This is a genomic window from Bacteroides sp. QWL-09 (assembly GCF_058683585.1).
The window spans coordinates 1,592,466-1,607,333 of record NZ_CM178748.1 but is presented as its reverse complement, the minus strand read 5'-3'; the positions used below and the strand labels follow the sequence as shown (position 1 = coordinate 1,607,333).

Genomic DNA, 14,868 nt, shown 5'->3' with positions numbered 1-14,868 from the left:
GGAACTATTAGTTTTGTTGAAAAAAGTATCAAATTTGTCAATCAACTCCTTTAGAGCGGAATTTAACGATCTTTGGACTTAAAAAGACAATGTTTTACATCTCCCTCTTTTAAGAGTCAAAGTTTGCTTTTTATTTCCATAAACAATTAAAATGTTTTGATCATAGTCGCTAACAAATGTGGCTGTTTGAAGTGAACCTTCTTCCCATTTCAAGTCGACTGTCACCCCGCCTCTTGCACGCAATCCAGTCATTTGTCCTTTTTCCCATTTTGTTGGTAAGGCTGGTAATAAATGAATTTCATTTTGATGACTTTGAAGAAGCATTTCAGCTATACCTGCAGTTACTCCAAAGTTTCCATCAATTTGAAATGGCAGTGCATTTAACAAGTTTCTATAAAGTCCGCCTCTGTTCTCTCCTTTTTGGTTAGGATCAATATAAGTCATTAAGTTCACTAAAGCATCATATGCATTTTCGGCATCAAGTAAGCGCGACCACAAAGAAATTTTCCAAGCCATGCTCCAACCAGTTGTTTTATTTCCTCGTTTGGTTAAGGTAGTACGTGCTGCATCAAAAAGTAAAGGCGTATCAGGCGTGATATCACATCCTGGATATAATCCAAAAAGATGAGAAACGTGACGATGATGAGGTTCACTTTCTTGATAAGCTTTATCCCATTCTAATAATTGTCCCTTATCTCCTATTTGATAACCTTTTAATCCTTTTAGCTTAGTTTCTAGTTCAGCACAGAAACGCTGGTCTGTTTTGAGAAGTTTAGCTGCCTTGATTGTGCGATCGAATAAGTGACGAATAAGACTTAAATCCATGGTGCTACCTTCACAAACAGATGCTGGTCGATTATTAGTTAAGAAAAATGAATTCTCGGGTGAAGTACTTATAGGAGTAACCCATTCGCCTTTGGTGTTTTGAATCAGCCATTTGTTGCAGAACGTAGCAGAGCCCTTTAAGATTGGATAGTAGCGCTTAAGAAAAACTAAGTCTTTAGTGAATAAATAATGTTCCCAAATATGTTGGCATAACCATGGACCAGACATGTTCCAAAAGAACCAATAAACAAATCCATCTGATGGATACGTTTCTTGCCAGATGGAAACGTTGTGGTGAATGGCCCAACCGTCTAAATGATACATGTCTTTAGCCAATGATTCACCTCGTTTGGCTATACTATCGAGAAAGTCGAATAAGGGTTGGTGGCATTCTGAAAGATTCGTGACTTCGGCTGGCCAGTAATTCATTTCCAGATTAATATTGAGTGTATAGCCAGAATTCCATGGTGGAAGTATTTTGTCGTTCCAAAGACCTTGCAGATTGAGAGGCTGTCCGTTGCCACGTGATCCTGCAATCATTAAGTAACGGCCAAATTGAAAAAGTTGAGTAATTAATTCCTGATCTTCTTTTTCTGCGAACTTTTTTAAACGTTGATCGGTAGACATAGCGCGTTGTTCCTCGGTCGACGGTAGTCTAAACATTACACGGTTGAATAAGGCTTGATAATCTTGGATATGCTGATTCAATAGCGACTCATAAGTTTTGCTTTTATTGGCTGCGTAGGTTTTGAGGATTGATTTATGTGGATCTTTCCCATCTTTACTTGGGCTTTTATTAGGTCCGTTATAGCTGGTTTCCGCATAAATCATCAAAACAACTTCGCGGCAATTCTTGGCTTCAATTCCTTGCTGTGTTATATTAAGTTCTCCATCTAGGTGTGTAGACGATAAAGCTGCTTCAAATCGCATTCCCTTGCCGTCCATTTCATCTCCATAAATTACTTGTTTTCGACGGATTATTGTCCCTTTTTTATCAAAAAATTCAGGATGCAAATGCTCTGTTTGAGCTTCTTGGATAGAGCGGATTGTTCGCCTTTGAGCATGTGCAGGAGCCTGCCCTTTCAGTAAAAGCAAACCTTGATTGATCGAATTAGAATAGGGGTGAGGTGAAGTAAATTGAGCTTTAAAACTTATAATAGGTTGGTTTGCCATGAGCCGTATGACAATGGCTTGACTTGGATAAGAAGCAAATACTTCACGCTTGATTGCACAGCCGTTTTGGGTATAAGTTGTTGTTACTATTGCTCGTTTCAGATCTAGCGTATGTTTATAGTTACTAATTTCTTGATTGACACCGAAATCAAGTATTAAATCGCCAAAAGGTTGATAAGCTTCATTTAGGCGGCCGATCCATTCTTTTTGCATAATAGCCTCTGCTTCATCATTCTTTCCTTCACTGAGAAGTTGCTTGATGATGGGCAATTGGGCATATACTTTAATTCCTTTTCCAGTTTCCGGTTCACCGCTATATAAGGTGTTTTCGTTAAATTGGATTCTTTCTTTGTGGGGATCACCAAAAACCATAGCTCCTAATCGGCCGTTCCCTATAGGTAAAGCTTCCTCCCAGTGTTTGGCCGGAGAGCTATACCATAAAGTTAATTCTTCTTGAGCATAGAGTGAAGTTGATGTAAGGAGTAATCCCAATAATGACAATGAAACTCTATTTTTCATGTTTATTGTTTTTGTGGAGTAATAAACTATAGTTTTCACCGCGAATAGTCGAGATTTGCACCGTGGTCTCGTTACGTTGCTTATCGTAGCTAAACTTGATCGCTTGTTGTTTGCACGTTACTGTAAAATCGCCTTGAAGGGTTAGTTTTGTTTCAAAGGATCTCTCTTGATCGATCACATCCGTTTCGGTAAGTAACCCCATGTGCTTTTGTGAGGCACGACGCATATTCGGTTCACAGATTGATAATGCGTAAGTTCCTTTATTCCGCTCTTCTAACACATAAGCTAGGGGAATGTTGACCTTCTGAAGAACTAGGTTGTTGTAGATCATTTGAGCATCATACAAAGCTGCATAAATGATCTTTCTGTTTTCGTGCCGGACAATGTGCGCATGACAATCTTGTCTCACAATTGTAACCGGACCATTTTCGTTTAAAAGTTTTTCTCCTAGTGTTTTGTTTTTTTCTTTTAGAATGAAATAAGCATATTTTTCAGCTTTGGGCTGTGTACCATGTGAGAGATAGACTGTGCAATGATCTTTTTCTTTATCCACTTTTACCATACCATCTTTGACCGCATAGAGGCACGATTGATCTTCGAAGATGGAGGATGATAGTTGATCAGATTGATTGCCAAAAGATTGAAAAAGAGTTGTGACAGTAGGGTGTTCTTGGTCTGAGTTTTGAATATCTGATCCTAAACAAAGTAATCCTTCTGGCAGAATGAATACAGATTTATTCGCTCGGAAAGAGCTATCGTAAGTGATGTCGTGCAATTTAAAAGCAAACAGACCGATTTCTTCTGAGGCATGAACACCGGCAAGGAACGTTTCATCGGAAAAATTTCGATGTCCCGAATCGCTTCCTCCTTTATCTTGCAACACTTTCTCAGGCAAAACTTTGGTTGTAGCCCCCGGAATATAATTCCAATTGAATGTTTCTAAATCTGGTCTAAAGGACTTGTTTTTTTGTTTGAAATCGAAATACTCTATTTGTCCATAAGCTAAATACCGTCCTTTTAAGTTTTCAGTGTCTGACGACTCAAAGTCCCATATATAGCGACTAAATCCTTTCATATTGAACTGAAAATTTTCATCTTTCGAAATCATTACCCCTGAGTAAGGCATGAATAGGTTTCCTTTAACTTCAACCTCTTCGGCAATGGCTGTAGCCGATAACTCATTCATTAGTTCTATTTCACCTATGCTAGCTGTGTATGTTAAATTAGAGTCTACTGTTTTGATATAATTGCTTAATGTTTCTTGGTTGTAGGTTAGCAAACGTTTGAATGCTGCCGTAAGTTCCTTGTCGGGTGTTTCTGAGGAGAGAGCGACATAAGCAAAAGCCGGTAAAATTGTTTGTACGATTTCTTGATTTTTTGGAAAGCGTCCTACCGTACCTGCCGGAACATTTAATTCGGCAGAGAAGAAGCGAAACGTTAATAATCCTTGCTTTAGATGGTGCATGGTTTGTTCAGACAAAGCATAAGGGGTGCCATGAAGTAGGTAAGCTACCAATGAAGCTGCATAAAGAGCATGTGGGTAGTAAGCGCTATGGTAAGGACCACGGTGATGATAACCTGAATAATCTGGCTTTATTGTACCATAAAATCCAGGGGCGATACCTAACGCATTATCCATGTAGTTCTTATAGGCCGTAAGAGCAATCTGACGTTCTTTTTCATTGGTTAGAGATAACGCATAAATCAGTTTCGGAAGAGCCAATGCTCTGAGGTTATCGGCTACTTCACCCGTATGTGTGGGGTTTTGATAACAGACGCCAAACATCGTATACCAATTAAGCGTATTTAATTCTCGTTCAAGTTGTGTTTTCGATAACTTATCTTTAAGTAAGAAAAATGAATGAAAATAGCCTGAGCTACGAAGTTTTTCAAAACAAAGGGTGCCTAATCCGCTACCATCAGCCCAGCCTTGGTCGTAAAACCAATCGTAAATGTACCGTGCTTTGTTTAAACTCTCCTTGTTATTGTTTTTTCTGTAATCCAAAGCTAACGGCAATAGCATCTTCTCGTTTATAGTTCGGAAATACATCACTTTGTTTTGATCTATCACCTTAGGAAAAGCCATTGGGTAAAGTGCATTGCCTACGGCTATCCCATCTTTGTCATATTTGATTTTTATTTTTTTTGCTTCGCTAACTCCCTCTTTTATAAAACGATGTTCGCTATTTAGACGCATTTGTCTCCATGGATCAGTTGATACTTTGTCCGAGAATCCTAGGTACCAATTTTCTAATCGTTTACTGATAAGTTCTATTTCACTTTTCTTACCTGTAATGAGCCTATTCACTTGAGGCAAAGTTTTTCGATAGCTTAAAAAGTTTGGAATTAAACTGAAATCTTTTTGGTTGACGAAATACTGAGTATCCGACATTTTTTGCCAAGATACTTTAGGGGTAAATTCAAGTGCATCAAGGTATAATATTCCCGTTTGTTGAGTCTTAGGAAATGTTATTTCTAAAGTTTGTATTTGACTTTTGATTGGCATATTCATATCTTCCTTGAACTTAGCCCATAAACAACGCCATCCTTTGAAATTAAGCTGGAAATTAAGATGACACAGTTCTTGATGGTTGACGTCTAAGAATGCTAATCGGATAGAATCAGTTGTCAGAAGTGTATTATAGAACCATGCATTGATGCCCCCGTTAGAGCTTTGAGAGGCTTTTTCTATTCCCAATGGTTGAGAAATAGTTAGTTTGTCTCCAGCTTTCCATTGAATCTGCAAGGCTTGATGTCCAAGCTTGTATTTTGAAGATGAAATAGAAAGTATTCCTTTTTCCAAATTCCAATTTAAAGGAATTTCTGAATTTTCGAACGAATAAATTTGTGCTTGACAAGATAAAGCATACATGGAAGTCAAGCCTATGAGTAGTTTTTTTAAAAGTGGTTTCATTTAGAACATGGTTTGTTGAGGTTGAGAGGTTATCATTAAAAATCGCTCTTGAATACTTCTCTATATGTATACAAGAGCGATTTTAATGATTAAGTATTGTACTGTCTAAAATACTAGTTCCAACCAGGATTCTGTTTAATCTGAGGCATTAAGTCACATTCACGTTGTGGGATAGGCAACAATTCATGTTTGTTCTTTTTAGTGTATTCGGCAGCTGTGTAGTAAGCGCTTGAATACCAGTCAACTAATGTTTGTGCAGTAGAAATGACTGTTTCGTAATAATTACCCCAACGCATCAAATCTGTGCGACGATGCCCTTCAAAAGCTAATTCATAAGCACGTTCTTTGTGAATGGCTGTTCTGAATTCTTCTTGTGTCATGTCTGCAGATAAGTCAGAAATCGAATTGGTCATGGTGATAGGAAATCCAAATCCACGGCGGCGTACCATATTTACTGCCGTATATGCATCTTGAGTCGGCCCGTTTTGCCATTCATTCAGAGCTTCTGCATAAATTAGCAAGACCTCTGCATAACGTAAAATATACCAATTGATGTTTGATTTATCTTGATTGATTAAAATATTATTGGGCAAAACATACTTTTCGGTATCCCATTTAGCTGGTGTCATGTTTTGCCAATTCTTGCCATCTTCGTCAGGGGTCTTATTAGAAAGTGGCGTTTTGACGGTGTTGACATACTTATAATCGGCTATAGAGAGATTTCGTCGTAAATCAAGATCGCCTTTGTCCCAATCGCGGTAAAAGGTATAGACTACTCTGACGTTTCCGGCATTACGTCCCCTCAAACCGGTAATTTCATTGGCCACAACACCGTTCCATTTTCCAATACGTCCGCATGGATCTTCCGAAGCAGACCCTGTTACAGTTGGAGCATAAAAACTAACTTCGATTAAACTTTCCTTCGGATCCCAAATTGAATTACACGTATTTCTCCAGAGTTGTTCATAATTATCTAATAAGGCGTGCTTGCCAGATTCGATAAGAATTTTAGCTGTACGTGCGGCCTGTTCCCACTTGCTTGTATCTTGGATAGGATAGCCGGCCCATGTTGCATAAACCTTAGCTAGTAATCCCAATGCTGCACCACGAGAGAAACGAAAACTGTTGTCCGGACGAATGTCATCGTCTATGGCATAAGGTAAATTTTCAATGGCATATTTCAGATCCTCTTCGATGAACTGATAGACCTCTTTGGGGTCAGCTTGAGCAAAAACAGAAGGTTGTTTGTTGGAATCAGCTGTCGTTTTCATTAAAATAATATTCCCCCAATACCGTACCAATTCAAAATAATACATGGCACGTAAAGCTTTTGCTTCAGCAATGTAAATGGTTGCTTTCTTTTTATCGTTAGCACTGAAGTATTCATAGCGGGTAGCGATAGTCTCTAAAAAATCATTAGCATTATAGATGCCTTCATAAAGCGCTTTCCACGTATCCTTTACGCTTGATTCACTTGTTGTGAGCGCATTTGATGGTATCTGTCTAAAGCTATTTGTGCCGCTTGTGCATTGAGCAATATCAGTTGACAACGGGAATAACAAAGAAAGATTGTATCCATAAGTCTGATCGGTTACCATTGAACGATAAACCCCTAACAATACCGGTTCCGCTTCTTTGGCATTATTGATAAATTTCGTTTTATCAATTTGTGACTGTGCTTCTTCTTGAAGCATATCCGAGCAAGAAGTACATGCGAAACTTCCGCCCATGACTAACATTAAAATGATATATTTTTTCATTGTTCTTTCGTATTAAAATTCAATGTCTACCCCAAACGTAAAGATTCTACTTTTTGGGTAAGCTCCCCAGTCTAAGCCTGGAGTCATAGGGCTATTGCTTGACATACTAACCTCTGGATCATATCCGCTATATCCGCTTAAGCAAAAGAGATTTTGAGCAGAACCATAAACACGTATTTTGGAAATGTAGGCTTTGCGAGTAAGCTTATTAGGCAAAGTATATCCTAATGTAATGTTTTTTAAACGCAAAAATGATCCGTCTTCAATAAAACGAGAGTATAGCTCATTATTTACATATCCATTAGCTGATGGCACACGATTAGAAGCATGTGTTGGTGTCCAACGATCGGTTACCTCGCTTAACAAATTTGTGCGTTCTTTTCTACTTTGTGTCGTGTAGATACGCGTAGCATTAAAGATATCGTTGCCATATGAAAATTGGAACATGAAGTTAAAATCGAAATTGGCGTAGTTGAAGCTATTTGTGAATCCACCAAAAAAATCGGGTATAGCATTACCAATGACAGTTCGGTCTTCGGTAGTCGCCAATCCGTCTCCATTTTGATCTTTATATTTTACGACGCCAGGAGTGACATTTCCATCATTATAACGCATGTTGCGCGTCACATTAGGTTTCAACTCAAGTTTACCTGATGGAGTAGCATAAAAATCAGAACTCTGGTAGACACCATCGAATTCATAACCGTACATTAAACCTAACGAAGAGCCAACTTTTGCAATATAGTCATAATCTGGGAAGTCGCTGTTGAACCCTGTACGGGCATACATAGCATTGACACCCGATTGCAATGCTTTCAATTCATTTTTGATGAATGAAATATTCAAATCTGTTTTCCATAAAAGTTTGCGTGATTGAATATTAACAGTGCTCAATGATAATTCTAATCCTCGATTTTGAATTTTACCGACATTTTGCATCTGTGATTCAAAACCGGTTACATTAGCTAAACTTTGTGCAATTAATAAATCTTTGGTGTTTTTTATAAAATAATCGGCAGTTAAATTTACGCGGTTATTAAATAGACCTAAATCTAGACCAATATTAGTTGTTGTAGAGCCTTCCCATTTTAAATTTGAATTTTTAAGTTGCTTAGGCGTCAATACCGTTACCAGATTGTTTCCCAATCCATATTTGCTCCTGTCATATATATCCATTGACAAATAATTGGATACGCGATCATTACCAACAGTACCCCATCCTAAACGTAATTTTAAATTTGATACGGCAGTCATGTCTTTCATGAATTTTTCTTCATTAATACGCCATGCAGCAGAAAAAGCAGGGAAATATCCCCATTTGTTTTTAGCTGCAAATACGGTTGATCCATCGGCGCGAATCGTTGCCGTTACTAAGTAGCGATCTTTATAATTGTAGTTTGCTCTAGCAAAGAATGAAAGTAGTGTCTTGTCGTAAAGAGAGGTTTCTATTTTACTTGGTGTAGCTCCTAGGCCTAAGTTGTTATTACCTAAGTTGTCGAAAGGGAAATCCTTTGCTTGTCCTAATAAATATTCATCGCTATTATAACTAATTTCATGTCCCACCATCACGTCCATGGTGTGTCTTTTAATCTTCTTTTTGTATGTCAAATAGTTGAAGTTAGTCCATCGTACCGATTTTGCCATTTGGGTTTCTCCGTACGGTTTGTTTCCGTTACGATAGGCCTCTTTTGAACCGTCATTGTAGAATACATCGTTGCGTGTATTTGTTGTGCCGTATGTGCCGGCTGTTTTAAACGTTAGGTTTTTCATTAGCTCAATGGTTAGTGTACCATTGGCTGACCACATTTCGGAATTTTTCTTTTTATGCACCGATTCTGCTTGGTTTACAGGATTCACTTGTGCTAAACTTTCACTCATTTCCAATTCCAAAGGGTCAATTGCTGAGGCTAATAATTCCTCGTCAGTCATGCTTAATCCACCGGTAGGGCGGGCACTTAAAACTTGAGCAAGCACATTAAAACGTCCAGATCCACTTGAAGTTCCATTTCCCATTTGTGTAGAATTGGCATAAGTCACATTGGCATCAAGGGTAATCTTTTTAGTTATTTTCTGATTGATGCGCATTTTTGCGGTTGTTTTTTTAAACGAACTATTCTTAAAAACTCCATCTTCATCGAAGTGAGAGAAAGAAAATGCGTATTTTGTTTCTTTGCTACCTCCGGTAACTCCAAGGCTGTGGTTACTAGACCAAGTAGGCTTAAGCACTTCGTCTTGCCAATTAATACCATCTACGTTTTTGTAATCCTCGAGCGATTGATAACGGTATGGTATTCCATTTTCATCTTCTCCAGCCTTATAGTACGTATTAGCATATTTATCTGGATAAAGGTCCATTTGCAGTTTAACAAACTCGTATGGATCGAGCATGTCTAATTTTTTGGCTACTTTGCGATAGCTGGCAGAACCATTGTAACTGATGTGTGGCGCGCCACTCTTACCTGATTTAGTTGTTACTAAAACGACTCCATTTGCTGCACGCGCACCGTAGATTGCTGCTGAAGAGGCATCCTTAAGAACATCCACCGATTCAATATCGGAGTTTGATAAATAATTGATGTTATCTACTTGAAACCCATCAACAATGTAAAGTGGTGAGGCATCTCCCGTTACTGTACCAATACCGCGAATTTTTACATCAAATCCAGATCCGGGTGTACCATCTGTTTGTGTAATTTGAACACCTGAAATTTGTCCGCCTAAAGCTTCCATGACCGAACTTGACTTATAGCCTTCAATTGCTTTTGATGAAACGGATGACACTGAGCCGGTTAAATCTCCGCGTTTAATACCTGCATATCCTACTACCACGACGTCGTCAAGCATTTGTGCATCTGGTTGTAGCTGGATCACAAGTCTTTGATTATCTTTAATCTTGATATCTTGCGGTTTATAACCAATATAAGAGATTGAAATGAGTGCACCTTTAGCTACTCTAACAGTAAAGTTACCATCAAAATCGGTTACTGTACCGGTCGTACTTCCTTTTACTAAGACTGTAGCTCCGATGAGAGGCATATTCGTCTCATCATTAACGATTCCTTTTACCGTGAGCTGTTGTGCTGATACTGTTAATGTTAAGATTAAGGCCAGTAGAGTGCTAAACACTCTACTATAGCCACTTGTTCTATTTTTTAGTTGCATAGTATTCAATTATTTAGATTCAAAAGCTTCATCGAACCAGATAAAGATCGGAAAGATCTGATTCTTAGAATTACCTAGTCCACCGATATTACCATCTGTAATGAAGGTCATTTGTCCGATCATAGCCCCATTGGCCGGTATGCCATCCAATCCGATGTATTGGTTTGGATTAATTCTTAAAGCATTATTATTAGCTGCATCAACGTATCCCAATGCCATAGCTAATGTTCGACCATTAACTCCATTATTAGAGAAATAAGACATTGGATCTTTAGAACCGGTATTAATCGTTGCTGATCCGATCGTTTCATAATATTTTTTCCAAACCTGATTCATCAGTGAGTTTGTCACACTAGGTTGTCCATCCCCATGTGCGTCTGGTCCGTTAAAGTTATAGAAGTTAAACGAACGTCGATAATCAATTGCAAATTGAGTTAAATCACTCATTCCCTCAATTGTAGGTATAGCCGATGTTCCTCCTGTCTTTGGATTAACTTGAAAGACGAACGGTGAATAAAGTACTTTTATGCCAGCTACAGCTGAGGCAAAATTGAAGAATACCGGAACGGTCATGCTGACTTCAGCCGGAGTCCCTTTTCCTGTTGTTGCAGTAACCATAATTAAACCGCTATTGGCATCCTTCCAACCACTTGTGGTAAAGTTTAGTTTACCATTTGCATCGATTGTTGTTCCAGACATTTGCGCTTTTGTTTTTACACTCCATTCTACCTCTACGCCAGCTTTGATATCTGTTGTCGGTGTCAGTGACAAATTTTGCAACTCATCAGCAGAGAAGACTCTGAATTGGTTAGCATAGTTTGTTGCAGGTGTCAAACCTAAGTTATTGCCATAGCGGATATGAGTAAAGTAATAAGGATTCTCTTTTACGGTTAAAGTTAAGTTCGCTGTAGCTTCACTTTTCACATTTTTTGCTTTTACGGTAACTGTATGAGTTCCCAATGGAATGGTGTGACCTTTCACGGCCGAGATTTCCCCTGTTTGTGGATCGATAGTAATTTGTCCATTTAGGTCGTTAATCAATGAGAATGTGATAGCATCGCCAATTAATCCGCTAGTTGGAGACGTTTCAAACTTAACCGCTTGCATAGCGTCTTTAACGGTATAAGAGAAGTTTGAGATTGGCTTAATGAATGCAACAACATTTAGAGTATATGCCTTTTCAAAGTTAGTACTGCCATAGGTGTTACTAACCATAATGTCTAAATCAAACTTATCACCAATTTTTAGCGTATTGTTTGGATCGATAGATAATATGCCCGTTTTCGGATCTATTTTAATCTGGTTAGTAGCCGGAGTCATATTTTTAATTTCATAGGTCAACTCTTCTAAAGATCCTTTGACTATAGGCTGTGATGATACAAAGCCGTTGCCGATTTCCAAAGCTCCCTCTGATGGTGTATAAGTAAGGGATAATGGTTTAGAAGTAATATTAAATTCTACTGCATTTTCAAAAATACAATCCCCTGCATTAGTGGTTAATTTCAAAGAAACTTGGTGAATGCCTGGAGGTATTTCCCCTTTAAAGTTTGGATTGATTGAAATTTTACCCGATTGTGATACCGTAAAGTATTCTTTTCCTTCCTCTTGAATCACACTATAAGCCGTGATTGAAACATGGTGCCCATCGGTCGTTATTTGTGAAGTTGCTTTAGACGTTTGTACTTCTGTGTAATCAATGGTGATCACTGATGGAACGGCTTCTACTCCTTCGGGTACTGCCGGTAACATATTGACTTCAATAGCATCATTAAAAGTATAGGTTTTCCCGCCAGCCATACAGGAAATAGAGATCTTATACATTCCCACTCCTAATTCCGCACTATTGCTGATGGTGATAACGCCTGTATTTTCGTCGATAGTGAAGCTTCTAGCATCAATATCTTCGTCTTTATAAATCACTTTAGTAATCGTAAACGAACTAGGTGTTGGGCCGATATACGTTGGCGTACCTGAATTGTAGGTCATTGATGGACCAATATCGGTAACTCCCGAGTAATATAGTGCAAAATTTCTGGAATCCGTCGTCTCTGTATCCGTACAAGAGACCACTGTAAACATAAGCAACCATAAGGTAGCCCATGATAACAGGTTGTGGTTAATTCTCGTTTTCATTATGATATTGTTTTGTATTAATTCAAAGTGTAGCTAAGAGAATACTCTTTGCCGTTGATTGTTACTTTTACAGCAGTTCCGTTGGCATGGTATTCTCCGTCAGTAAAGACAGCAGAGATTGTATTAGTCGGTGTTGCACTATTCATCGGTACTAATACGGTGATAAAGCGTGCAGTTTCATCAGTCGCTTTGGTTAAGTTTACCTCATACGATTTTCGATCATTGGCTTGATCGATGTTATAAGAAACCTTCCCGGCAAATCCTGCTGTAGAGAGATTGCTGTTACTGAATGTACGACAGATCATATTATTATTATCGGCGAAAGCGGTGTGAGCACCATTTTCGTTCAAATCATACACCACTTCACTATCAGAACCTTCACACAGATGGAAGTTGAGACTTACTTTTCCTGTAGCTGTACCGATACCTTCGTCCACTATAACAAAGAAAGATTTGTCGACAAAGAAGATCGCGCGACGATGTTTTAAATCAGAATAACTCTGATTTTCTGTGACTAATACATCTGTATTACTAATGGTTTGCAACTGAAGGTATTTACCATTTCTATTAGTATCTCTGATTGGTTTATCGTTCAGTGTCATCGTATTGTGTTGTTTCGCACTCCTAAACCACTCGCGTGTGCTTCCGTTGTTATAAGTAAAACACCCTGAATCCGGGAAAAAATGACGACCATTGTGGTAAAGTGCGAATGTCCCATTATCTCCTTGATTATGCCATGCAGCAGTTGGATTATTGGTATGGATAAGCATTGTTGATGACGTTTCCCATCCATTACGAAGCACATAATAGCCCGAAGTTGTAAAAGCTTTAGTCAGGTGAGATGGTTTGATTCCTTGTTTGCCATTGTAAGCCATCCACTTCATCTGTTCATTTTCAGGAAACATTTCAACGTATTTTTTCAGATTTTTAGTGATGACACTTTTTGTCCATGAAACAGGGCGTGTATCATTGAATGCTTCTACAGAATAATCCGGATACATTAAATTCATTAATAATTCGGTTGCTTTGCGCATACTTTCAATATAAGTGGTTGGCAACAAATCTTCTTTATGATTAGCCTTGGCTAAAATAATCGCATCATAGAAAGTCGCTACTTCGCCAATGTGATAGCTTAAGTCGACTTCAAACTGCATTCCATCTTCCAGAAACTGGTTAGAAACTTCTTGTCCAAGAATATCTGTTCCATTTTTCACCCATGTTGTTGCCTCTTTAAATTCAGGGAAAAGCATAGCAGCTTTAGTCACAGAAAAAGCTTGTGCAATATAAATGTTATTACCGGCATTATAATAATGAGTTTTAATATACTCTACTTGTTCAGATAGGGAAACCAAGAATGAGGATAAGAATGAAGCTGTGAAGTTCGGTGATTGGATAAAGTAGAAAAAAACATCTGTGGCATTAGATACTCGCTCTGATACAGGCAGTGGGCCATAAATGCCGTAATGATCATATTCTTCAGATGTCGGAATTGGATTTTGTTTCATGAAATCCCCATACACTTCCATCCATGACTTGGTATAAGCCTCATTGCCGGTTGCTCTATAAGCTTTACCTTGAGCCGGAAACCATTCTAAACGATACAATTGACTGCGAAATTCTCCATCGGTATTGGGTTGGTAGCTCCAATCTATTAAACCTTCTTCATTTTTGGGGAATTGATAAGAGTCGCCGTTTGCATCTGTATAGTTTTTGATATAAAACTTATATTGCAAGGCATCATCTGCCATTTTCTGTTCGCCTGAAGGAACGCTGATATTGATCAGTGATATTAATGGATTTACCACATCTTGGCGTAAACGGTAATAGTTTAATAGAGCTTGAGAAGCTAAATAGAATTCTCCATTTTCATAGTGTGTTTTCACTTTTTCAAGTCCTGGATAATCTAGGTTGAGACACTCAAAGACCTTTAGGTCGATTGATTTGTTTTGCTCTTCAGTTCCAGTTATTGAAGAACCCTGTCCGTTAGGAGACCAGGTTAGTTCTTGATCTGAGCATCCTGCAAAACAATAGGAGCAGACCAGTAACATCAGGTAACAAAGTTTAATGTAATTCATAAGTTGCTATAAGATATTATAATAAAATGATTATTGTTTTTACAAAGATAAAGGGAATGGCATAGAACGATTATTGCTGTCGTACACACTTTGTTTAAAATGGTTCTTTTGCTGCTATTTTTGTTGAATGAAATGCCATTTTTGTTCAAAAGGCTGTTTAGGAGTGCTTTATAGTCGTTTGTTATACCTTCTGATCCCCAGTCTATTCCGACTTTCTTATAGTAGGTTTCTCGTTACATTAGAAGCTTTAGTGATGAGAGCAGATAAAAAAAAAGATCCCAGATTCTATGTTGAACAAGAATATGGA

The 14,868-nt window shown here is 38.2% G+C and carries 6 protein-coding genes; all 6 read right to left on the bottom strand.

The window, feature by feature from the left end:
• Positions 1-78: 78 nt before the first annotated feature.
• Complete coding sequence (locus AC4PG5_RS06285) at positions 79-2,517, bottom strand: glycoside hydrolase family 95 protein (protein ID WP_492030561.1); 2,439 nt, start codon at positions 2,515-2,517, stop codon at positions 79-81.
• On the bottom strand, positions 2,507-5,431 hold the full coding sequence (locus AC4PG5_RS06280; RefSeq protein ID WP_492030560.1) for a chondroitinase family polysaccharide lyase: 2,925 nt from the start codon (positions 5,429-5,431) through the stop codon (positions 2,507-2,509). Before AC4PG5_RS06280 ends, AC4PG5_RS06285 begins: the two co-directional genes overlap by 11 nt.
• Positions 5,432-5,544: 113 nt before the next feature.
• Positions 5,545-7,191, bottom strand: coding sequence for a RagB/SusD family nutrient uptake outer membrane protein (locus AC4PG5_RS06275; RefSeq protein WP_492030559.1), 1,647 nt, complete (start codon positions 7,189-7,191; stop codon positions 5,545-5,547).
• 12 nt (positions 7,192-7,203) lie between these two features.
• On the bottom strand, positions 7,204-10,353 hold the full coding sequence (locus AC4PG5_RS06270; protein WP_492030558.1) for a SusC/RagA family TonB-linked outer membrane protein: 3,150 nt from the start codon (positions 10,351-10,353) through the stop codon (positions 7,204-7,206).
• A gap of 9 nt (positions 10,354-10,362) precedes the next feature.
• A complete protein-coding gene (locus AC4PG5_RS06265) occupies positions 10,363-12,486 on the bottom strand; it encodes a surface glycan-binding family protein (RefSeq protein ID WP_492030557.1) in 2,124 nt (707 codons plus the stop codon).
• A 17-nt stretch (positions 12,487-12,503) separates the two neighbouring features.
• Positions 12,504-14,561, bottom strand: coding sequence for a heparin-sulfate lyase HepC (gene hepC / locus AC4PG5_RS06260; protein WP_492030556.1), 2,058 nt, complete (start codon positions 14,559-14,561; stop codon positions 12,504-12,506).
• Positions 14,562-14,868 lie beyond the last annotated feature (307 nt).

What these genes read in the sequence shown, in the direction of transcription:
- AC4PG5_RS06285 (WP_492030561.1), bottom strand. Translation starts at nt 2,517, where the DNA reads ATGAAAAATAGAGTTTCATTGTCATTATTGGGATTACTCCTTACATCA.
- AC4PG5_RS06280 (WP_492030560.1), bottom strand. Translation starts at nt 5,431, where the DNA reads ATGAAACCACTTTTAAAAAAACTACTCATAGGCTTGACTTCCATGTAT.
- AC4PG5_RS06275 (WP_492030559.1), bottom strand. Translation starts at nt 7,191, where the DNA reads ATGAAAAAATATATCATTTTAATGTTAGTCATGGGCGGAAGTTTCGCA.
- AC4PG5_RS06270 (WP_492030558.1), bottom strand. Translation starts at nt 10,353, where the DNA reads ATGCAACTAAAAAATAGAACAAGTGGCTATAGTAGAGTGTTTAGCACT.
- AC4PG5_RS06265 (WP_492030557.1), bottom strand. Translation starts at nt 12,486, where the DNA reads ATGAAAACGAGAATTAACCACAACCTGTTATCATGGGCTACCTTATGG.
- hepC (WP_492030556.1), bottom strand. Translation starts at nt 14,561, where the DNA reads ATGAATTACATTAAACTTTGTTACCTGATGTTACTGGTCTGCTCCTAT.